General features: G+C 67.8%; 21 protein-coding genes. 13 read left to right on the forward strand and 8 right to left on the reverse strand.

Features of this window, described 5'->3' with window-relative positions; all coding sequences use genetic code 11:
• Nucleotides 1-27: 27 nt before the first annotated feature.
• The 6 genes from ILT46_RS08725 to ILT46_RS08750 are packed head-to-tail and all read left to right on the forward strand — an operon-like array spanning nt 28 to nt 4,409.
• Complete coding sequence (locus ILT46_RS08725; RefSeq protein ID WP_370592393.1) at nt 28-1,437, forward strand: M23 family metallopeptidase; 1,410 nt, start codon at nt 28-30, stop codon at nt 1,435-1,437.
• Between the two features lie 39 nt (nt 1,438-1,476).
• Nucleotides 1,477-2,475, forward strand: a complete 999-nt coding sequence (gene hemB / locus ILT46_RS08730) for a porphobilinogen synthase (RefSeq protein ID WP_199504253.1) — start codon at nt 1,477-1,479, stop codon at nt 2,473-2,475.
• A complete protein-coding gene (locus tag ILT46_RS08735) occupies nt 2,468-3,046 on the forward strand; it encodes a GNAT family N-acetyltransferase (RefSeq protein WP_199504254.1) in 579 nt (192 codons plus the stop codon). Before hemB ends, ILT46_RS08735 begins: the two co-directional genes overlap by 8 nt.
• Nucleotides 3,039-3,617 (forward strand): GNAT family N-acetyltransferase, encoded by a 579-nt coding sequence (locus ILT46_RS08740; RefSeq protein WP_199504255.1) that lies wholly within the window; start codon nt 3,039-3,041, stop codon nt 3,615-3,617. Before ILT46_RS08735 ends, ILT46_RS08740 begins: the two co-directional genes overlap by 8 nt.
• The gene (locus tag ILT46_RS08745) at nt 3,593-4,147 is read left to right on the forward strand and encodes a gamma carbonic anhydrase family protein (protein WP_199504256.1); all 555 of its coding nucleotides are present in this window, start codon (nt 3,593-3,595) and stop codon (nt 4,145-4,147) included. The genes ILT46_RS08740 and ILT46_RS08745 overlap by 25 nt, the downstream gene beginning before the upstream one ends.
• The gene (locus tag ILT46_RS08750; protein ID WP_199504257.1) at nt 4,128-4,409 is read left to right on the forward strand and encodes a DUF167 domain-containing protein; all 282 of its coding nucleotides are present in this window, start codon (nt 4,128-4,130) and stop codon (nt 4,407-4,409) included. Before ILT46_RS08745 ends, ILT46_RS08750 begins: the two co-directional genes overlap by 20 nt.
• On the opposite strand, the gene ILT46_RS08755 is transcribed toward ILT46_RS08750, so the two are convergent.
• The 7 genes from ILT46_RS08755 to ILT46_RS08785 all read right to left on the reverse strand — a co-directional run bounded on the left by ILT46_RS08755 (nt 4,406) and on the right by ILT46_RS08785 (nt 11,845).
• Nucleotides 4,406-5,269, reverse strand: coding sequence for a pirin family protein (locus ILT46_RS08755; RefSeq protein ID WP_199504258.1), 864 nt, complete (start codon nt 5,267-5,269; stop codon nt 4,406-4,408). The two genes, ILT46_RS08750 and ILT46_RS08755, sit on opposite strands and share 4 nt — an antisense overlap.
• A gap of 96 nt (nt 5,270-5,365) precedes the next feature.
• Nucleotides 5,366-6,004: a YoaK family protein gene (locus ILT46_RS08760; RefSeq protein WP_199504259.1), complete on the reverse strand. Its 639-nt coding sequence runs from the start codon at nt 6,002-6,004 to the stop codon at nt 5,366-5,368.
• 9 nt (nt 6,005-6,013) lie between these two features.
• A complete protein-coding gene (locus ILT46_RS08765; protein WP_199504260.1) occupies nt 6,014-6,412 on the reverse strand; it encodes a globin domain-containing protein in 399 nt (132 codons plus the stop codon).
• A gap of 50 nt (nt 6,413-6,462) precedes the next feature.
• The gene (locus tag ILT46_RS08770) at nt 6,463-8,058 is read right to left on the reverse strand and encodes a cisplatin damage response ATP-dependent DNA ligase (RefSeq protein ID WP_199504261.1); all 1,596 of its coding nucleotides are present in this window, start codon (nt 8,056-8,058) and stop codon (nt 6,463-6,465) included.
• A gap of 3 nt (nt 8,059-8,061) precedes the next feature.
• Nucleotides 8,062-9,066, reverse strand: coding sequence for a ligase-associated DNA damage response exonuclease (locus ILT46_RS08775; RefSeq protein ID WP_199504304.1), 1,005 nt, complete (start codon nt 9,064-9,066; stop codon nt 8,062-8,064).
• A 52-nt stretch (nt 9,067-9,118) separates the two neighbouring features.
• A complete protein-coding gene (gene clpA / locus ILT46_RS08780; protein WP_199504262.1) occupies nt 9,119-11,464 on the reverse strand; it encodes an ATP-dependent Clp protease ATP-binding subunit ClpA in 2,346 nt (781 codons plus the stop codon).
• A gap of 141 nt (nt 11,465-11,605) precedes the next feature.
• A complete protein-coding gene (locus tag ILT46_RS08785) occupies nt 11,606-11,845 on the reverse strand; it encodes a DUF1192 domain-containing protein (protein ID WP_370592395.1) in 240 nt (79 codons plus the stop codon).
• A gap of 90 nt (nt 11,846-11,935) precedes the next feature.
• On the opposite strand from ILT46_RS08785, the gene ILT46_RS08790 reads away from it, so the two are divergent.
• The 5 genes from ILT46_RS08790 to ILT46_RS08810 all read left to right on the forward strand — a co-directional run bounded on the left by ILT46_RS08790 (nt 11,936) and on the right by ILT46_RS08810 (nt 17,805).
• On the forward strand, nt 11,936-12,949 hold the full coding sequence (locus ILT46_RS08790; protein WP_233397129.1) for an NAD(P)H-quinone oxidoreductase: 1,014 nt from the start codon (nt 11,936-11,938) through the stop codon (nt 12,947-12,949).
• 122 nt (nt 12,950-13,071) lie between these two features.
• Nucleotides 13,072-13,974, forward strand: coding sequence for a UDP-2,3-diacylglucosamine diphosphatase (locus tag ILT46_RS08795; RefSeq protein WP_199504307.1), 903 nt, complete (start codon nt 13,072-13,074; stop codon nt 13,972-13,974).
• Nucleotides 13,974-15,101: a glycosyltransferase family 4 protein gene (locus ILT46_RS08800; protein ID WP_199504263.1), complete on the forward strand. Its 1,128-nt coding sequence runs from the start codon at nt 13,974-13,976 to the stop codon at nt 15,099-15,101. Before ILT46_RS08795 ends, ILT46_RS08800 begins: the two co-directional genes overlap by 1 nt.
• Before the next feature lie 247 nt (nt 15,102-15,348).
• Nucleotides 15,349-16,053 carry a cell cycle transcriptional regulator TrcR gene (locus ILT46_RS08805; protein ID WP_199504264.1) on the forward strand — a complete coding sequence of 235 codons (705 nt, stop codon included), beginning with the start codon at nt 15,349-15,351 and terminating at the stop codon, nt 16,051-16,053.
• A 129-nt stretch (nt 16,054-16,182) separates the two neighbouring features.
• Nucleotides 16,183-17,805 (forward strand): long-chain-fatty-acid--CoA ligase, encoded by a 1,623-nt coding sequence (locus ILT46_RS08810; protein WP_370592396.1) that lies wholly within the window; start codon nt 16,183-16,185, stop codon nt 17,803-17,805.
• Nucleotides 17,806-17,830: 25 nt separating this feature from the next.
• Here the strand turns inward: ILT46_RS08810 and ILT46_RS08815 are convergent, their stop codons facing one another.
• Nucleotides 17,831-18,970 (reverse strand): M23 family metallopeptidase, encoded by a 1,140-nt coding sequence (locus tag ILT46_RS08815; RefSeq protein WP_233397130.1) that lies wholly within the window; start codon nt 18,968-18,970, stop codon nt 17,831-17,833.
• A 225-nt stretch (nt 18,971-19,195) separates the two neighbouring features.
• Here ILT46_RS08815 and ILT46_RS08820 point away from each other — a divergent pair, with 225 nt between their 5' ends.
• Together ILT46_RS08820 and ILT46_RS08825 are read left to right on the forward strand one after the other, a co-directional pair.
• Nucleotides 19,196-20,455: a glutamate-5-semialdehyde dehydrogenase gene (locus ILT46_RS08820; protein WP_199504267.1), complete on the forward strand. Its 1,260-nt coding sequence runs from the start codon at nt 19,196-19,198 to the stop codon at nt 20,453-20,455.
• Entirely contained in the window at nt 20,419-21,087 is a 669-nt protein-coding gene (locus ILT46_RS08825; protein WP_199504268.1) for a nicotinate-nucleotide adenylyltransferase, read from the forward strand. Before ILT46_RS08820 ends, ILT46_RS08825 begins: the two co-directional genes overlap by 37 nt.
• The last annotated feature ends 54 nt before the right edge of the window (nt 21,088-21,141 follow it).

Consider the following 21,141-nt stretch of genomic DNA (forward strand, 5'->3'; position numbering starts at 1 on the left):
CGAACGGTTGCAGGGGTTGGTGTCGAAGTGCCGAGCGCAGCACAGATGGGCGGCTTTGGCCGGCTGCGCGCCGATGCGCCCGCCGCCGAGCCCAGCCAGTTTCGCCGTAGCCTGCCCGCTCGTGCCCGCGCCCGCGCCGCCGGACGGGCCGGCGCGGTGAGCCTGCTGGCGCTGGTTGCCCTCGCCGTGTGGCCGGGCGTCACCAGCGTTCAGGCTGCCCCCTCGACGCTCTCCAGCGACCCGGTGCGCGACGAATATCGCAGCCAGATGATCCTGCCGCTGGCGCTGGGGGCCGATAGCGGCCGGCGGATGGGCGCTGGCGCGGCGGTTCGCCCGCTGGCAGCCGCGCCCGAACGCGCGCAGGTTGAACTGACCGCCACCTTGGGCGGCGGCGACAGCCTTGCCGCCATGTTGCAGCGCGCGGGCGTGGGTCCCCGCGATGCGGCGGCAGCGGCGGCGCTGATCGGCCAGGCGGTTCCGGCCCGGGCGATTGCGCAGGGGACCGAGGTGCAGGTGGTGCTCGGCCGCCGGCCGGCGCCGGGTGCCGCGCGCAGCCTCGCCGCCTTGTCGCTCCGTGCCCGGTTCGACCTCGACCTTGCGGTCAAGCGTAGCGGCGGCGGGTTGGTGCTCGAACGCCGCGCGCTGGCGGTGGACGACCGGCCGCTGCGAATTCGCGGACTGGTCGGGTCCAGCCTCTATCGCTCGGCGCGGGCGGCGGGCGCCCCGGCCAGCGCGGTGCAGCAATATCTGCGGACGCTGGCTGAACAGGGACAGCTCGGCGAAGGGCTGCTGCCGACCGACACTTACGATTTCGTGGTCGCCTATCGCCGCGCGGCGTCGGGCGAGGTCGATTCCGGCAAATTGCTGTTCGCGGGGGTCGAGCGCGGCGGCAAGCCGCGCGCGCAATTGCTGCGCTGGGGCCCCGATGGCCAGTTCCTCGAAGCGAGCGGCGTGGGTCAGCAACGCGAAGGGCTGCTGGCCCCAGTGCCGGGGCGCATCACCTCGCATTTCGGGATGCGCCGCCATCCGATCCTGCGCTATGCGCGGATGCATTCGGGGCTCGATTTCAAGGCTGGCTATGGCACGCCGATCCTCGCGGTGACCGATGCCGTGGTGCAGGCGGCGGGGCGGATGGGCGGCTGCGGTAACGCCGTCCGGCTGGCGCATGGCGGCGATGTTGCCACTCGCTATTGTCACCTCAGCCAGCTGGCGGTGGCGCCGGGGCAGGCGGTGCGCCGCGGGCAGGTGATCGGCTATGTCGGCTCGACCGGGCTCTCCACCGGGCCGCATCTGCATTACGAAATGTATCGCGGCGGTCGCGCGATCGATCCGGCCTCGGTCCGCTTTGTCACCCGCGCGCAGCTCGAAGGGGCCGAACTGGCGAGTTTCCGGCAGGCGCTGGCGACCTTGAAGGCGATTACCCCCGGCCCACGCTGATTGCAGGGCGCGGCCTTTTGCGGCAGGACGGGTACCGCCATGACCCTTGCCGCCTACCCCCATCTGCGCCTGCGCCGCACCCGCGCCTCGGGCTGGAGCCGCGCGCTATACCGCGAATGCGTGCTGACCCCGGCGGACCTTGTCTGGCCGCTGTTCGTAACTGGCGGGACCGGCGTCCACGAGCCGGTGGCGAGCCTGCCCGGCGTGTCGCGCTGGTCGGTCGATCTTGTCGCCCGCCGCGCGAAGGAAGCGGCCGCGCTGGGCATCCCGGCGATCGCGCTATTCCCCTACACCGACCCCGCGCGGCGCAGCGTTGACGGGGCCGAGGCGCTCAATCCGGACAATCTCGTCTGCCGCGCGATCCGGGCCGTGCGCGATGCCTGCGGGGATGCGATCGGTATCGTCACCGATGTCGCGCTCGACCCCTATACCAGCCACGGACAGGACGGGCTGGTCGATGACGGGGGCTATGTCGTCAATGACGACACCGTTGCCGTCCTGGTCGATCAGGCGCTGAATCAGGTAGCGGCGGGGGCCGATATGGTCGCCCCGTCCGACATGATGGACGGCCGCGTGCGCGCCATCCGCATGGCGCTCGAAATGAACGGGCACCCCAATGTGCAGATCCTTGCCTATGCGGCGAAATATGCCAGCGCCTTCTATGGCCCGTTCCGCGACGCGGTGGGTTCGGGCAACCTCTTGAAAGGCGACAAGAAAAGCTACCAGATGGACCCGGCCAACGGCGCCGAGGCATTACGCGAAGTGGCGCTCGACATCGCCGAAGGGGCCGATGCGGTGATGGTGAAGCCCGGCCTCGCCTATCTCGACGTGGTGGCGCGGGTGAAGGACCGCTTCGACGTGCCCGTCTTCGCCTATCAGGTGAGTGGCGAATATGCGATGATCGAAGCCGCTGCCGCCGCCGGCGCGGGCGACCGCGATGCGCTGGTGCTCGAAACGCTGATGGCGTTCAAGCGGGCGGGCTGCACCGGGGTGTTGACCTATCACGCAGCCGATGCGGCACGGCTGCTAAATGGCTGAGTTTCGCCACGAAACCGAACGGCTGCTACTGCGCGACTGGCGCGGCGAGGCGGATTGGGCGGAATTCTTCCGCCATACCAATACCGAAGCCGTCATGCGCTGGCTCGGCGGCGTGCTGGACGAGCACGGCATGGCCGCCACCCGCGCCCGGGTGGAGGGATGCGCAGCGCATCACGGCCATTGCTTCTGGCTCCTCGAACGCAAGCAGGATGGCGGCCCTCTGGCCGGCGAGGTGCTCGGTTTTTGCGGGCTGAAGCGCGCCAATGCGCCGGGCAGCACGGTCACCGGTATGATGGAGGTCGGCTGGCGCCTGCGCGAAGACGCCTGGGGCCAGGGCTATGCCAAGGAGGCTGCGCGCGCGGCGATTGACCTTGCCTTCACCCGCTTCGGCGCGGAAGAACTGGTCGCGCTGACCATTGCCGAAAACGAGGGCAGCTGGGGGTTGATGAACCGGCTCGGGTTCAGCCGCCGGGCGGACCTCGATTATCCCGACCCGCGCTATGCACCGCCGTGGCGCGACACGGTGGTCTATGCGCTTGCGCGCAGCGACTGGCAGCGCGCCGATGGCTGACATCATCACCGAGACCGCGCGGCTTGTGCTGCGTACGATCGAGGACGGCGATGCCGCGCTGCAATACCGCTTGCTCAACACACCGGCGGTGATGGCACGGCTCGGCGGGGTCAAGGAACTGCACGAGATCGAGGCCAAGCACGCCCGGTCGCAGGCGTTATATGCCCAGGAAGGCTTCTCTTTCCTGATGATGATCGAGAAGGCCACCGGCGAGCTGGTCGGCCATTGCGGCCTGAAGCGGGTGGACAATCCGCGGGCGCATAATCCGGGCGATCACGAGATCGGCTGGCTGGTGAGGCAGGATCGCTGGCGGCGCGGCTATGCCCAAGAGGCGGTGCGCGCAGTGCTCGATTGGGGTTTCGGCGCGGTCGGCGCGCAGCATATCGTCGCGCTGACCAGCCAGGCCAATGTCGCCAGCTGGAAGCTGATGGAGAAGCTGGGCATGGAACGCCGCAAAGACCTCGATTTCGACGATCCGGCCTATCCGCCCGAAGATCGCACGACCATCCTCTACAGCATTAATGCATCAATGTGGGAGAGCCAGCGATGTACCGCCCCGGCGTCCGCCTGATCCCGATCAATGGCAAGGTTCCGAATATCCACCCCGATGCTTTCATCGCGCCGGGCACGGTTATCATCGGGGATGTCACGATCGGCGCGGGCAGCTCGGTCTGGTACAATTGTGTGCTGCGCGCCGATGTCGAGCGGATCGTGATTGGCGAGCGCAGCAATGTGCAGGATGGCAGCGTTCTCCACGGCGATCCCGGCAGCCCGGTGCTGATCGGCAACGATGTGCTGGTCGGGCACATGGCGATGGTCCACGGCTGCACGGTGCACGATCGCGGGTTCGTCGGGCTGGGGGCGATTGCGATGAACCGGGCGGTGATCGGCAGTGAAGCCATGCTCGCCGCCGGTGCGATGTTGACCGAGGGCAAGGAAATGGCGCCGCGCACGCTATGGGGTGGACGCCCGGCGCGGTTCATGCGCGAGCTGGATGATGCCGCGATTGCCGGGATGCAGATGGGCGTCGCGCATTATGCCCGCAATGCCGTGGACCATGCCGCGGCCATCGCTGCCGCCCATGGCCCGCCCGAAAGCTGATCTGCCGCCGGCGGCAACGCTGCGGGCGCTGGCCTACGCCGAGGGACGGCTGGCCGTTCGGGTGACACCGGGCGCGCGCAGCGAATCGCTGGCGATTATTGACGGGCAACTTCACGCCAAGGTTCGTGCTCGGCCGACTGACGGGGCGGCGAACAGAGCGGTGATCGCCCTGCTCGCCGCCGCGCTTGAGATGCCGCCGTCGCAGCTCAGCCTGCTGCGCGGCGACACCGCCCGCAACAAGCTGATCCGGATCGCACCCTAGGCAGCGACCGCGCCGAACCGACCGGCTTGATAATCGGCGAAGGCCTGACGGATTTCGTCGGCGCTGTTCATCACGAACGGCCCGTGGCCAACGACCGGCTCGTCAATCGGTTCGCCCGTCATCACCAGCAGCATGACGTCGCCATTGGTAACAACCGGCGCGCCCTCGCCCGCGCGCGACAGGCGCGCGATTTCGCCCGCACCGATATCGCACCCGGCGATTGTCGCATGGCCGGCCAGCACTGCGACCAGGGTAGTGTGTCCGTCCGGCACGGGAAGCAGCGCCTCGGCGCCTGCGGGCAGACGGACATCCCACAGATTAACCGGGGTGAAGGTCGCCGCAGGACCGGCGACGCCATCGAAATGCCCGGCAATTATCCGCGCCGTGTCCCCGGCAAAGGGCGTTTCGGGAATCATATCGCGGGTGATCGCCTGATAACGCGGCGTGGTCAGCTTGTCGGCCGCGGGCAGATTGACCCACAATTGCACCATGCGGAACGGCCCGCCGCTGCGGGCAAAGCCGGGGGCGTGATATTCCTCGTGGATCACGCCGGCCCCGGCCGTCATCCACTGCACCTCGCCTGCGCCGATGGTCCCGCCGCCGCCAGCCGAATCGCGGTGGCTGACCGCACCGTCATAGACAATGGTCACGGTCTCGAAGCCGCGATGCGGATGCTGGCCCACGCCGCGCTGCTCGCCCTCTTCGGCCGGCTCAAAGGTCCACGGGCCGGCATAGTCGAAGAGCAGAAAGGGGCTGAGCGCAGCCGCATCGGCATGATAACTGAACAGCGAGCGCACGGGAAAACCGTTGCCGACCCAGTGGCCGGCCTCGCTAGTGAGCAGAGCGTCGAAAGTCTTCATTGCTTGGTCCTCAGCGCCCGGCGAAGACCGGGTCCGTCGACCCTGAGATGGGGATCGCCAAGGCGCCAGACAACGGCGGCGCCGTCTCGGGCGACGTTAGCTCCTCGCTTCGATCCGGGCGGCAGTGAGTGCGAGCAAGCCCGCCGCGACTGCGGCAAGCGCGGGGGCCGCCGATCCCAGCGCCTGCGTGGCCATCGCGCCCGCAACGGCGCCGCTGCCCAGCGACAGCCACAGCAGGCCGGCCGCCCGTGCGGCGCCGGTTTCGCGCCCGCCAATCCGGGCTGCAAGGCCTTGCCCCAGCCGCACCAGCGCGCCGGTCATGTAGGTGACCCCGACGGCCACCTCTCCATCCCGGCGGAAGGCATTGTTGAGCGCGCCCATCGCCAGCACCATTGTGCCTGCAAGGAGCGCGGCCGAACCCATCGCGGCACCCGTCGCGGCGATAATCAGGAGAGCGCAGACCAGGCTGAGGAGTGCGGTCTTGCGCCGCGCCGCTGCAAGGTCTGTGACAAGCGCGCCCGCGGCAACGCCGATGACAAAGCCCGCGATCAGCCCGGCCGGTACCCACGCGTTGCTTGGCTGCGCGACCAGATCGACCGCGAGCCGCGTCGTATTCCCCGACATGAACGAGACGAAGTAGCCATTCGCCGCGAGAAAGCCGATTGCATCAGTATAACCGGCAAGGCCGGCCATGCCGAGTGCAAGCATCTGGCGCGGGCGGTCATAACGTAGCACCGCTGCGCTTTAACGCCGCACCATCGCCTGCGCCATCATGTCGAGCCGTTCGGCCATCGTCCGACCCAGCGCCTTGTCAGCCGGCCCTGCCTCCGCAATCGCGCGGGCCATGGCATCGCTCCATTGGCCGGCGGTCTTGGCCGTGACGCCAAGGCTGCGATGGTAACTCATCATGCATTTGCCCGGATTGGCCGCGAACCAGTCCTGTGATCCGCCGGCCCATGCACTGAGCCAGCCGGTGAGCGACGCGCGCATCGGGCCAAGGTCGGCTGCGTGCATGGCCCGGAGTGCGCGATAGGTCGGCTCGGTATCCATCAGATCGTAGAATCGGTCGACAATCCGCGCGATTACCGCGGCGCCGCCCAGCGCGTCATAGGGGGTGGCTGGTTTGGCGATAGTCTGGGTCATTGGATTACGATTAGGCGCGGCCGGGAACGATGGCGTTGATCTGGCGCAAGTCAGTCCTGCACCAAGGCGGCGAGCGCCGAAATGCGGTCGGCCTCGTGCACCGGCTTGTCCCAGCGGATGCGGTGGATGCGCGGGAAGCGCATGGCGAGGCCCGATTTGTGGCGCTTGCTGGCGTGAACCGAATCGAACGCCACCTCGAACACCAGGCTGCGATCGGTTTCGCGCACCGGGCCGAAGCGATTGACGGTGTGCCGGCGAACATGGCGGTCGAGCTTCTTCAGCTCCTCGTCGGTGAAGCCTGAGTAAGCCTTGCCCACGGGAAGCAACTCGGCGCCGGCATCCGGGTCGCCATTCCAGCAGCCGAATGTGTAATCCGAATAGAAGCTGCTGCGTTTGCCGCTGCCACGCTGGGCATACATCAGCACGCAATCGATCAGCAGCGGGTCGCGCTTCCATTTATACCACAGCCCGGTGCGGCGGCCGGCGACATAGGGGCTGTCGCGGCGCTTGAGCATCACCCCCTCGATCGCCTCGTCGCGCGTGCGCCCGCGAATCTCGGCCAGCTCGGTGAAACTCCCTGCCGCGATCACCTGGCTGAGGTCGAAATGGCTTGCCGGCAGGCGGGTGACGAGCTGTTCGAGCCGCGCGCGGCGCGTGGTCCACGGCGCGGCGCGCAAGTCCTCGCCCTCGGCCAACAAGACGTCGTAGAGGCGCACGAAGGCCGGGTAATCGGCCAGCATGGCCTTCGACACGGTCTTGCGCCCCAACCGCTGTTGCAACGCGTTGAAGCTTGCCGCGCCGCCTTCCTCGCCACCCTGGTGGCTGCCGCGGACCAGCAACTCACCATCGAACACCGCCGGGAAGGGCAGGAGGTCGAGCAATTCGGGAAAGCTCGCCGAGATATCATCGCCCGATCGGGAGTAGACCCGGCTCTGATCACCCGCGCGGACCAGTTGCACCCGGATGCCGTCCCATTTCCACTCCGCCGCGTAATCGGCCAGATCGACCTCCAGTTCTTCCAGCGGGTGAGCCAGCATGAACGGGCGGAACGTGGGCAGATTGGCGATATCGGGCGGCGGCGCGCCGGCTGCTGCCCATGCGAACAGTTCCGCATAAGGCGGGGCGAGGCAATGCCAGTACTCTTCGACCTCTTCGACGCTGACGGCGAAGGCCTGCGCGAAAGCCACCTTGGCCAGCCGGCTGGAAATGCCGATCCGCATCGCGCCGGTCGCCAGCTTGAGCAGTGCGTAGCGCCCCGATGGATCGAGCCGGTCGAGCATGGCGGGCAATTCGGTGAGCACGCTCTTGCGGGTCATCGCCCCGAGCAGCGCCACCGCCTCCGACACGGTGGGCGGCGGACCAGCAGGGGCGAGAGGCGCGGGCCATAGCAGGCTGGCGGTTTCGGCCGTATCGCCGACGAAATCGCGGCTCAGCGTCCACAGCACCGGATCGACCCGCTCCATCAGGATCGTGCGAATGGTCGAGCTCTTCACCGCCGGGAAATCGAGCCCGTCGGTCAGCGCGGCGAGCGCCCAACCGCGATCGGGATCGGGCGTGGCGCGCAGATAGTCCGCGATCAGCCGCAATTTCTCGTTGCGGCTGCGAGTATAGACCAGCGCGTCGATCAGGGCGGCGAACTTCTCCACCCGTTAATCGTCCTCGTCCTCATACCCCACCAGCGCGAGCGCGCGGGCGCGGCGTTGGTGGAGTTCGTGCCAGCGGAGCAGCGCCTCCTCGCGGCCGTGGGTAATCCAGGTTTCGTACGGATTCACCTCCTCGACGGTGGCGGTGAGCTCACCCCAATCGGCGTGGTCCGAGATGATCAGTGGCAGCTCGACATTGCGCTGCCGGGCGCGCTGGCGCACCCGCATCCAGCCACTGGCCATGGCGGTGATCGGATCGGGCAGCCGGCGGCTCCAGCGGTCGTTGAGTGCCGAGGGCGGGCAGACCACCACATGGCCGCGCATCTGGTCCTTGGTGGCATCGGCCACCAGCCGCAGATCGCCCAGCGGTACGCCCAGCTCTTCATACAGCCGGCACATCCGCTCCATCGCGCCGTGGAGATAGATCGGCTGGTGATGCCCGGCGGCGCGCAATTCGGCGATCACCCGCTGCGCCTTGCCCAGCGCATAGGCGCCGACCAGCACGCAAGCGTCGGGATGATCGGCGAGTGCCTGGAGCAGCTTGCCGATTTCCTGTTCGATCGGCGGATGGGTGAACAGCGGCAGGCCGAAGGTCGCCTCGGTGATGAAGATATCGCACGGCGTCACTTCGAAGGGCGGGCAGGTCGGATCGGGCCGCCGTTTGTAATCACCGGTAATCACCACCCGTTCGCCAGCGTGCTCGAGCAGGATCTGCGCGCTGCCGAGCACGTGCCCGGCAGGGATGAAGCTGGCCGTCACCCCGCCCGCCAGCGCCAGCGTCTCGCCATATTGCGCCGGCAGCGCGCCCTCGCGGGTGTTGTAGCGCAGATCCATGATCGCCAGCGTTTCGGGCGTCGCCACCGTCTGGCCGTGCCCGCCGCGCGCATGGTCGGCATGGCCATGCGTGACCAGCGCGCGGTCAACGGGGCGCGAGGGATCGACCCAGCAATCGGCCGGCACGACATGAATGCCGTGCGGTTCGGCCCGGATCCAGGAAAATGGCGCGCTCACCGCCCGATAGCGCGGCGAGAGGGCGTTGGTTCCGCCCACCGCGCCGCGCCTGTCAGTCCTGTCCGTCGGCGGCGCTGGCCTCTTCACCGTCCGCCGGCTCGGCCGCCGGCCTGCCGCGCAGCTTCTTGGGCTTGGGCGGGGCGGGGGTTATCTCGAAGGACGGCTTCCCATCCTTGACGCTTACCTGAACTTCGCCGCCTTCAGACAGTTTGCCGAACAGCAATTCTTCGGCCAGCGGCTGCTTGATCCTTTCCTGGATCAGCCGCGCCATCGGCCGCGCACCATAAAGCTTGTCATAGCCCTTCTCGCCCAGCCAGTCGCGCGCTTCGCGGTCGAACTGGATGTGGACGTTTTGTTCGGCAAGCTGCAATTCGAGCTGCAGGATGAACTTGTCGACCACCCGCGCCACCGTCTCGCGACCGAGATAGGTGAACGGCACGATCGCATCGAGCCGGTTGCGGAATTCGGGGGTGAACATCTTTTTCACCGCTTCGTCCTGCGCGTCTTCCTTGCTGACATCGCCGAAGCCGATACCCTGCCGCGCCATGTCGGACGCGCCGGCATTGGTGGTCATGATCAGCACGACATTGCGGAAATCGACCGTCTTGCCGTGATGGTCGGTCAGCCGGCCATTATCCATCACCTGCAACAGGATGTTGAACAGGTCCGGGTGGGCCTTCTCGATCTCGTCGAGCAGCAGCACGCAATGCGGGTTCTGATCGACCGCATCGGTCAGCAGGCCGCCCTGATCGTAGCCGACATAGCCCGGCGGCGCGCCGATCAGCCGGCTGACCGAATGGCGCTCCATATATTCGCTCATGTCGAAGCGCTTGAGCTCAATCCCCATGATGCTGGCAAGCTGGCGCGCGACCTCGGTCTTGCCGACGCCGGTGGGGCCCGAAAACAGGAAGCTGCCGATCGGCTTGTCGGGATCGCGCAGGCCCGCGCGGGACAGCTTCATCGCGGTGGCGAGTTTCTGCACCGCGGCATCCTGGCCGAACACCACCTGCTTGAGATCGCGTTCGAGGTTTTCCAGCGCGCGCTTGTCGTCGCTCGACACCGATTTGGGCGGGATGCGCGCCATTGTCGCGATCACCTGCTCGATTTCGCGCGGAGTGATCTTCTTCTTGCGCCGCGCCGGCGGGACCAGCATCTGCATCGCGCCGACTTCGTCTATCACGTCGATCGCCTTGTCGGGCAGCTTGCGGTCGTTGATGTAGCGCGCCGACAGCTCCACCGCGGTCTTGATCGCGTCGGGGGTGTAGGTGACCTTGTGGTGCTCCTCGAACGCGCTGCGCAGGCCCTTGAGGATCTTGACCGTGTCCTCGACCGTCGGTTCGTTGACGTCGATCTTCTGGAACCGGCGCAGCAGCGCGCGGTCCTTCTCGAAATGGTTGCGGAATTCCTTATAGGTGGTCGAACCGATGCAGCGGATTGCGCCCGATGACAGGGCGGGCTTGAGCAGGTTCGAAGCATCCATCGCCCCGCCGCTGGTGGCGCCGGCGCCGATCACGGTGTGAATCTCGTCGATAAACAGGACCGCGTCGGGCATGCCCTCCAGCTCGGTGACAACCTGCTTCAGCCGTTCCTCGAAATCGCCGCGATAGCGTGTGCCGGCGAGCAGCGCGCCCATGTCGAGCGAGTAGATCACCGCGTCCTGCAGCACTTCGGGCACCTCGCCCTCGACGATCTTGCGCGCCAGCCCTTCGGCAATGGCGGTCTTGCCAACGCCCGGATCGCCGACATAGAGCGGGTTGTTCTTGCTGCGGCGGCAGAGGATCTGGATCGTCCGGTCAACTTCCGGCCCGCGGCCGATCAGTGGATCAACCTTGCCGCTCTTGGCCTTCTCGTTGAGGTTGACGGTGAACTGGTCGAGCGCGGTTTCCTTCTTCGCCTCGCCCTTCTCGTCCGCCTTGGTGCCTTCGTCCGCGCCCTGCGGCGGGCGGGCGGCCTGAGCGCCGTTCTTGCCGATGCCGTGGCTGATGAAGCTGACCGCGTCGAGCCGGCTCATATCCTGCTGCTGGAGGAAATAGACCGCGTAGCTGTCGCGTTCGGAAAACAGCGCCACCAGCACATTGGCGCCGGTGACCGTATCCTTGCCCGAGGACTGGACATGGAGAATCGCGCGCTGGACCACCCGCTGGAACCCGGCGGTGGGCTGCGGATCGCTGCCGTCCTCGCCTTTCAGCGACTGATATTCCTGGTCGAGATATTGCGTAACCACCTCGGCCAGTTCCGCCAAGTCCACGCCGCAGGCGGTCATCACCTGCGCAGCATCCTCATCCTCGATCAGCGCCAGCAGGAGGTGCTCGAGCGTGGCATATTCGTGCCGCCGCTCGCTCGCCTGGTGGAGCGCATTGTGAAGCGTGGTTTCAAGGTTCGAGGCAAAAGAGGGCATGGGTGCGTCCGCTGGTGGCAATAGGAGGTGCCTGAGAGGAACCGGTGCGGCCGGTATGCCCGGCGGCGGGTGAATGGCGGCTGGCTGCCGTCACAAGGTGATATGGTGCCGCGCCCGGCAATTGCGAGGGCGCGCCCGCGTTCATCCGGGGGATTTTCCGAACAAAGCGGCAGCGGCGCTGAGGTGATCGCCCTTGGCCTGACGGTGCGCCGCCACGCGCGCGATCTCGGCTTCGAGCAGCGCCACGCGGGCATCGAGCTCGGCCAGCGAATAGGGTGACAGATCCTCAGCCGCGAGCCGGCTGGCGGCATCTCCGAAGGCGCGGGGGCGATCATCCTCGTCCATCGCTGGCAGCATCCGCCGGGCGGTGCTTGCTGTCAATGCCGCGCGCAGCTAGGGCGCGCATAACCACCGCTTTTGTCGCCGGCCCGCCAGAGGTCGGGGCATTGCGAAGGGAGCTTGGGGGCGCAGATGGGGCAGGTTCCGATACCCGAGACGATGCGCGCAGCATCGTTCGACGCGCCCGGCGGGCCAGAGGTGCTGCGGGTGGCGACGCTGCCCGTCCCGCGCCCCGGCCCGGGCGAAGTGCTGATCGCGGTCGATTATGCCGGGGTCAACCGGCCCGATTGCATCCAGCGCCGCGGGCTCTATCCCCCGCCGCCGGGCGCCTCGCCGCTGCTCGGGCTGGAGGTGGCGGGTGAGGTGGTCGCGCTGGGCGAAGGGGTCGATACGCTGTTCGTGGGCCAGCCCGTCTGCGCGCTGACGCCGGGCGGCGGCTATGCCGAATATTGCGTAGTCCACGCCGGCCATTGCCTCCCGGTCCCCGCGTCGATGGCGCTGTCCGAGGCGGCGGCGCTGCCTGAAACGCTGTTCACCGTCTGGCACAATGTGTTCGAGCGCGGCTGGGCGAGCGAGGGCGAGACGCTGCTGGTGCATGGCGGGACCAGCGGCATCGGGACGATGGCGACGATGCTCGCCAAGGCGTTCGGGCTGACGGTGATCGTGACCTGCGGCGACGATGGCAAATGCGCTGCCGCGCTCGGTGTCGGGGCCGATCATGCGATCAATTACCGGACTCATGATTTCGTCGCCGAAGTGGCGGGGATCACCGAGGGGCGCGGGGTCAATCTGGTGCTCGACATGGTGTCGGGCGAATATGTTGCGCGCAATCTCGCCTGCCTTGCCGAAGATGGCCGCCATGTGACCATCGCGGTGCTCGGCGGGACGCGGGCGGAAATCGACATGGCGCTGGTCATGCGCCGCCGGCTGACGCTGACCGGATCGACGCTGCGGCCGCGCAGCGATGCCTTCAAGACCCTGCTGGCGGACGAAATCGCCGCCAATGCCTGGTCGCTGTTCGAAGACGGCACGCTGGCCCCGGTGATGGACCGGATCTATTCGCTCGACCAGGTGGCTGAGGCGCACCGGCGGATGGAAGCGGGTGAGCATATCGGCAAGATCGTGCTGCAGGTGCGCGGCGGATAGCTGTCATGGGCGGGTCACAAAGACCCATGCGCGTCACGCGGCTGTGAATCGCCTGTAACATTGGCATGCTAGGGCAGGCTCATCCGAGGCTGCCCGAAAGGCCACCGCCAGTGACCGAGCCGATGCCCCTGCCCGCGCTGGCCGATAGCTTCGGCAACGTCGCGGCCTTCCCGCTGCCCCATGCAGTCGCACCCGAACCGACGGTGCCAGAGCCGGAAATCACCGAACGCCTCCGGTTCCGCACGATCTGGATCAGCGATGTCCATCTCGGAACGAAAGGCTGCAATGCCGAGCTGCTGATCGACTTCCTCGACCATACTGACAGCGACACGATCTATCTGGTCGGCGACATTATCGATGGCTGGCGGCTGAAGAAGAAGGTCTACTGGCCGGCAGCGCACAACGATATCGTCTGGCGCGTGCTGAAGCGTGCGAAGCGCGGCACGCGGATCGTCTATATCCCGGGCAATCACGACGAGATGGTGCGCCAGTTCTGCGGGATGGATTTCGGCGGCGTCGAAATACGCCGTGCGGCGGTGCACGAAACCGCTGATGGGCGGCGGCTGCTGGTGCTGCACGGCGATGAATTCGACGCGGTCATGCTGGCCCATCGCTGGCTCGCCTTCATCGGCGATGCGGCCTATCATGCGCTGATGGAGGCCAACCGCTGGGTCAATGCGGTTCGCCGGCGGCTGGGCCTGCCCTATTGGTCGCTGTCCAAAACCGCCAAGCACAAGGTCAAGAACGCGGTCGAATTCATCTCGGCCTATGAGGAGATCGTCGCCCGCGCGGCGGCGGAACGCGGCGTGGACGGGGTCGTCTGCGGTCATATCCACACCGCCGAAATCCGCCAGTTTGGCCAGGTCGCCTATTACAATGATGGCGACTGGGTCGAAGGCTGCACCGCGTTGGTCGAACATTTCGACGGACGGATGGAAATCCTCCATTGGTCCGAGGAAGTTGCGCGGCGCAACGCTGCCCAGCAAGCTTCCGCAGCGGCCGCGCCCGCGGCGGTGGCGGCATGATGGCAGCAACGGCTCTTGCGCGTGACTGGCCGCTCGACCCGGCGGCGCACGGCTACCCGCAGCGGCTGGGGCGGCGGTGGCGTGATCAGAGTTCAGCCCCGCGACCAGCGGTCCCGGGCAGCATTGCGATCGTCACCGACGCCTGGGCGCCGCAGGTTAACGGCGTGGTGCGCACGCTGGAAACCACCATCGCCGGGCTGCGCGCACGGGGCCACCGGGTTGATGTCATCGCGCCCGACCAGTTCCGCTCGCTGCCCTGCCCGACCTATCCGGAAATCCGCCTCGCTCTGCCGATGCCGGGAGAGATTTCCCGCCGGTTGTGCGACCTTGCGCCCGAGGCGATCCACATCGCCACCGAGGGGCCTCTGGGTCTGGCGGCGCGCAGCTATTGCCTGGATACCGTCACGCCGTTCACCACCGCCTATCACACGCAGTTTCCGCAATATCTGGCACGCCGCACGCGCCTGCCGGCGGCGCTGTTCTGGCCCTATATCCAGTGGTTTCACGCGCCGGCGGAGCGGATCATGGTGGCGACCGAGGGGGTCGAGCGCGAATTGCACGCGCATGGCCTTGTCCGCACGCATCGCTGGAGCCGGGGGGTCGATCTCGATTGCTTCACGCCCGACGCGCCGCCGCCGCCCGAATATGCCGCGCTGCCCCGGCCGATCCAGCTTTATGTCGGACGGGTCGCGGTCGAAAAGAACTTGGAGGGGTTTCTCGCCGCGCCCTATCCGGGCAGCAAGGTGGTGGTCGGCGACGGCCCGGCGCGGGCGGCGCTGGCGGCGCGCTTTCCCGCCGCACACTTCCTTGGTCCGCGCAGCGGCGCCGCGCTGGCGGGGTGTTATGCCGGGGCAGATGTATTTGTTTTTCCTAGCAAAACAGACACGTTCGGTCTGGTCATGGTCGAGGCGCTGGCCTGCGGCACGCCGGTCGCCGCTTTCCCCGTCACCGGCCCGCGCGACATCGTCACCGATCAGGCGGGCGCGCTGGCCGACGATCGTGGCCGGGCGATCGGCGCGGCGCTGTTTTCCCGGCGAGAGGCGTGCATCGCGCGCGCGGCGGAATTTTCGTGGGAACGGGCGACCGACCAGTTCCTTTCCGGGCTGGTTGCGGCGCGCCGCACGTAAAAGTGCCAATGTTCGCTATACGTTCCGGAAACGGGGGCTACAGCCCCTTTCCAACATCGGCGCTAGTGGAGTGGCGGGGCGCGCCATTATCGCGCTGAGCGTGGCTTCAGAGGCAATCCTGGGCTATTCGCCGGCTGGGGGCGGTGTCCATGTCAGGATGCTTGCCGAGCGCGCCACTTTCGCCTAGGCCAATTGCCAACGGCCGCTCCGCAAGGGGCGGCCCTTATCGTATTCAGGAGATTCTTCGATGGCCCAGCCCACCCCGCTGATGCCGCACGCGACCGCCACCTGGCTGGTCGACAACACCGCCCTGAGCTTCGAGCAGATCGCCGAATTCTGTGGCATCCATATTCTCGAAGTGCAGGCCATGGCCGACGATCTGGCGAGCAGCAAATATACCGGCCGCGACCCGGTCCATGCCGGCGAACTGACGCAGGAAGAAATCGAGAAGGGTCAGGCCGATCCTTCCTATGCGCTGAAGATGCACAAGGCGCCGGTCGAGGTCACCCGCACCAAGGGGCCGCGTTACACGCCCGTTTCCAAGCGGCAGGACAAGCCCGACGGGATCGCGTGGATCATCCGCAATCACCCCGAGGTGTCGGATGCGCAGATTTCGAAGCTTATCGGCACCACCCGCACTACTATCACCGCGATCCGCGAACGCAGCCACTGGAACATCCAGAACATTCAGGCGAAAGATCCGGTGACGCTGGGCCTGTGCTCGCAGCGCGAGCTCGACGCGATTGTCGCCAAGGCGGCCAAGGCTGCGGGCACCGACGGGCAGAGCGCCGGCGCCGCCGATACGACCGACCGCGACAGGCTGATCGAGGAATTGCGCGCCGAGCGCGAGGCGCAGGTCAAGGCGGCGTCTGATGCGGCGCAGCAGGCCGAAGCCGATGCCTGGCTCGAGAACAAGCGCGCGCAGGAAGCGGACGGGGCGGGCCAGGCCTGACCTCGGCGAAGCGGCGCCCGCCCCGGTGTGCCGCTTGATGCGCGGCGGGACTTGCGCCATGGGGCTGACATGCCTGTAAATAATGGAGTTCCGCCGGCTGCTTCCTACGGCCATCCGTGTCCGTGGGACATGGGTTTTGCCCCTGTGCCGCTGCCGCAATTGCTGATCGAAAGCGTGCGGCGCACGCCCGATGCGCGCGCGTGCGATTTTATGGGCCGGCCCACCAGCTATGCCGCGATGCTGGGTCTGGCCGAGCGTTTCGCTGCCGGGCTCCAGGCGCATGGCATCGCCAAAGGGGACCGGGTCGGGCTCTATCTGCCCAATGTGCCGATCTATATCGCCGCCTATTACGGGGCGATGCTGGCCGGGGCGACGGTGGTCAATTTCTCGCCGCTCTATACCGCCACCGAATTGAGCCATCAGGTGGCCGATTCGGGCACGCGGCTGCTGGTGACGCTCGACGTGCCGGCGCTGCTGCCCACTGCGCTCGAGGTGCTCGGTGCGTCGGCGCTGGAAACGCTCGTCGTTGGCAGCCTTGCCGCGCAATTGCCGAGCGTGAAGGGCTGGGCGCTGCGGATGCTCAAGCGCCGCGATCTGGCGCCGGTGCCCGCGCGCGCCGATGTGATCGCCTTCGACGCCTTCCTGCGCGCCGGGCCGCCGGCCCCGGTGGACATCGACCCCGAGGCCGACATCGCGCTGCTGCAATATACCGGCGGCACCACCGGCACGCCCAAGGGGGCGATGCTGACGCACGCCAACCTTGCTGCCAATGCGCGGCAGGTCGATGCGATCGATCCGTTCGGCGCCGACGGTGACATCATCATGGCGGTGCTGCCATTCTTCCATGTCTTCGCCAATACCTGCGTGCTCAACCGCACGATCGCCAAGGGCGGCTGCATCGCGATGCTGCCGCGCTTCGATGCCGGGCAGACGCTGAAAGCGATCGGGCGGGTCAAGCCGACCGCATTTCCCGGCGTGCCGACGATGTATCAGGCGCTGCTCGACCATCCGGCGATCGGCAGCACCGATTTCTCCTCGCTCCGGGTGTGCGTGTCGGGCGGGGCAGGCCTGCCCGCGCCGGTGCGCGAAAAGTTCGAGGCGGTAAGCAGTGCGCGGCTGGTCGAAGGCTATGGCCTGACCGAGAGTTCGGGCGTGGTCTCGGTCAATCCCTATGAGGGGCGCCGCAAGCCGGGCACGATCGGCCAGGTGCTGCCGCAGACGCGCGTGCAATTGCGCGACAAGGAAGACGCCAACCGCCCCGCGCCCGAGGGCGAACCGGGCGAGCTGGTGGTGGCGGGGCCGCAGATCATGCGCGGTTACTGGAACCGGCCGGAAAGCGACGCCGATGCGTTCGTGATGATCGATGGCGAACGGTGGCTGCGCACCGGCGATATCGCGACGATCGACGAGGATGGTTTCATCGCCATCGTCGACCGCAGCAAGGACATGATCGCGGTGGGCGGGTTCAAGGTCTTCCCGAGCCAGGTCGAAGCGGTGCTGGTCGAGCATCCATCGGTGAAGGAGGCGCTGGTGATCGGCGTGCCCGACGATTATCGCGGCGAGGTGCCGCGCGCCTTCGTGGTCCGTCAGGCGGATGATGACACCGCGCCCGAAGCGATCGAGCAGTGGCTTAACGCCCGCCTCGGCAAGCATGAGCGGGTGTTCGGCCTGACGCTGCGCGACAGCCTGCCCAAGACGATGATCGGCAAGCTCGACCGCAAGGCGCTGCGCGAAGAGGTGCTCGGCGGCTGATCCCAGTCGGCGAGCCGCCCGCCGATCAGTCTTCCAGCAGCCGCGCGCCGGCCTCGAGGAACGGGCGCGGATTGACCGCGCGGTCGTTCACCCGCACTTCGAAATGGAGATGCGGCCCGGTCGATCGGCCGGTGCTGCCGATCGCGCCGATCACCGAGCCGGCGCTGACTTCCTGCCCGGCCCACGCGGCGAAGCGCGACATATGGGCGTAGCGGGTCAGCATCCCGTTGCCGTGCGTGATTTCGACGACATTGCCATAACCCGATTTGGTCCCGACGAAGCTGACCCGGCCCGCCGCCGCCGCATAGATCGGCGCGCCGTGCGGCCCGCGGAAATCGAGCCCGCTATGCATTGCGGTCGCGCCGGTGAACGGGTCGCGGCGCAGGCCGTAACTGGAACTGACCATCTCGACATGGGCCGGGGCGACCTGCGGGATCGCCGCCAGCCCGCGATCCAGCGCGTCCATCCGCGCAAGGCTGCGGCCGAGCCGGGCAAAGCGCGGATCGATCGCACCGCTGCGCGCCGGCATCAGCGCTTCGAACGGGCCGCCCATCCCCTCGCGCGCGCTGGCAGCGATGGTGGCGGGGTTGAGGCCGAGTTGGCGGATGGCCTGCTCGCTATCGGCAATTTCCGATTCGGCATAGCGAGTCAGACGCGCGACCAGCGCCAATTGCCGGCGTTCAAGATCGATCAGCGCCGCGCCGCCGGGGGCCGCGCTGATGCGGCGAGTGGCGGTGACCGGCTCTGCCCGGTCGCTGGCGGCGTTGGCGGCGCTGTCGATGTCGGTTCCGCCGGCCAGCGCATCGGCCGGCAGCGCATCGACCACATTTTCAAGGAACTGCTGCCGCTGCGCCAGTTCGCGCGCGACGCTCGCCACATCCTGCCGGTAATCGCGCACCTGTGCCCGGGCGGCTTCGACCTGCGCGGCTTCGGCAAGGACTACGGTGCGGCTCGCCTGCGTGGTGTAATGCGCCCAGCCGAGCGCGGCCATCGCCGCCACCCAGCTGACGATCAGCGCCAGCGCCAGGGCGGCCAGCCCGGCCTGCGCCCGGCTGGTCAGCTTGATGAAACGAACCTGGCCCCTCGAGCGATAGATAAACTCACGCTCGGGAAACCAGCGAAGAAGGCGGCCATTGCCAGTGGCGGCCGCAGATATTCTGCTCAAAACGACCCATCCCGTCGGTGCGATTCGGTGTTGGGCGGTCCGGTAACGGTTGCAACCAGACGGGTCGAATCGCGCAATGGCCAAAGCCGCCGAGTCGAGCGAGTCGCGCGGTGAATTGGTGAATCGGCGGTAAATATCTGCACCGCGCGGGAACCTAAGCGGCCGAAACGCTTTGTCGCGCTTTCGACTCGACCGCACGGCTCCTCGCCCGCTACCAGCGGTGCGATGGGTGACGAGGAGCATAGAGCCGCAATCGCGCACATGGCGGCCGAAGCGCGCGCGGCGCAGCGGCTGGTCGCGGCGATGGACGATGCAGCCAAGGCGGCGGCATTGAACAAGGCGGCGGCCGCGCTGCGCGAGGATGCGGCGCAGATTCTCGCCGCCAATGCCGACGATCTCGCGGCGGCGCAGGCCGCCGGATTGTCGCCCGCGCTGTGCGACCGCCTGCTGCTCGACGAGGCGCGGCTGGAAGGCGTCGCGGCAGCCGTCGAGCAGGTGGCGCGCCTGCCCGATCCGGTCGGCCAGGTGATCGACCGCAGCGAGCGGCCCAACGGCCTTGCCCTGTCGCGGGTGCGAGTGCCGGTCGGGGTCGTCGGGATCATCTATGAAAGCCGGCCCAATGTGACGATCGATGCCGCGGCGCTGGCCTTTCGCGCGGGCAATGCGGCGATCCTGCGCGGCGGCAGCGAGGCGGCAGGCTCGAACCGGGCGCTGCACGCGGCGTTCACGCGCGGGCTGACAAAAGCGGGCGCGGCCGCCGGGGCGGTGCAACTGGTGCCCGATCAGGACCGCGCGCTGGTCGGCGCGATGCTGGCGGCGGCCGGCGCGATCGACATGATCATTCCGCGCGGCGGCAAGAACCTCGTCGCCCGCGTGCAGGCTGATGCGCGGGTGCCGGTGCTCGCCCATCTCGACGGCATCTGCCACACCTATGTCCATGCCGCGGCCGACCCCGACATGGCGCGCGCGGTCGCGCTCAATGCCAAGCTGCGCCGCACCGGCATTTGCGGGGCGATGGAAACGCTGTTGATCGATGCGGGTTTTGCCGACGGCGCCGGGCTGGTGGGCGCGCTGATCAATGCGGGCTGCGAGCTGCGCGGTGACGGGCGCGCGCAGGCGCTCGACCCGCGCATTATCCCCGCCAGCGCGGAGGATTGGGGCACCGAATATCTCGACGCCGTGCTGTCGGTCGCGGTGGTCGACGGGGTCGAAGCGGCGATGGCGCATATCGCGGCGCATGGATCGCAGCATACCGACGCCATCGTCACCGCCGATGCGGCGGTGGCCGAACGCTTTCTGGCCGAAGTGGATTCGGCGATCGTCATGGTCAACGCGTCGAGCCAGTTTGCCGATGGCGGCGAGTTCGGGCTGGGCGCGGAAATCGGCATCGCCACCGGCCGGCTGCACGCGCGCGGCCCGGTCGCGCTGGAGGGACTCACGACCTATAAATGGCAGGTGCGCGGCAGCGGACAGATCCGCGCGTGATCACCACCGCGCTGCTCGGCGGCAGCTTCAACCCCGCGCATGGCGGCCACCGGCGGATCACCCGCTTCGCGCTGGACGCGCTGGGGCTGGACGAAGCGTGGTGGCTGGTCTCGCCCGGCAATCCGCTCAAGCCCGCCGCCGGCATGGCACCGCTCGCCGCGCGGGTCGCCAGCGCGCGCAATATCGCCCGCGGCGCCCCGATCCGCGTCACCGCGATCGAGCGCGAGCTTGGCACGCGCTATACCGTCGATACGCTGCGCGCGCTGGTGCGGCGCTATCCAGGGCGGCGGTTCATCTGGCTGATGGGGTCCGACAATCTCGCGCAGTTCGCCCGCTGGCGCGACTGGCGCGGGATCGCGCGGACCATGCCGATTGCCGTGATCGAGCGGCCGGGTTATGATGCCCGCGCCATCGGTGGCCCCGCGATGGCCTGGCTGCGGCCGCATATCGTGCCTGCCGCCAGAATTCGCCGGGGCGAATGGAGCGTGCCCGCGCTGGTGATCCTGCGTTTCGATCCCGATCCGCGTTCGGCGACGGCCATCCGCCAGCGCGACCCCGATTGGGCCGCGCGCCATGCGACGGCCCGCCCGCGCGACGGGGTGACCCACCGGCTGATTGCGGGCCCGGCATGACCGCCCCGACAATCATCTGCCGCGCGCCTTACAAAGTTCGCACAGGGAACCCAT

Source organism: Qipengyuania sp. YIM B01966 (genome assembly GCF_016461955.1).
Lineage (GTDB): Bacteria > Pseudomonadota > Alphaproteobacteria > Sphingomonadales > Sphingomonadaceae > QFOP01.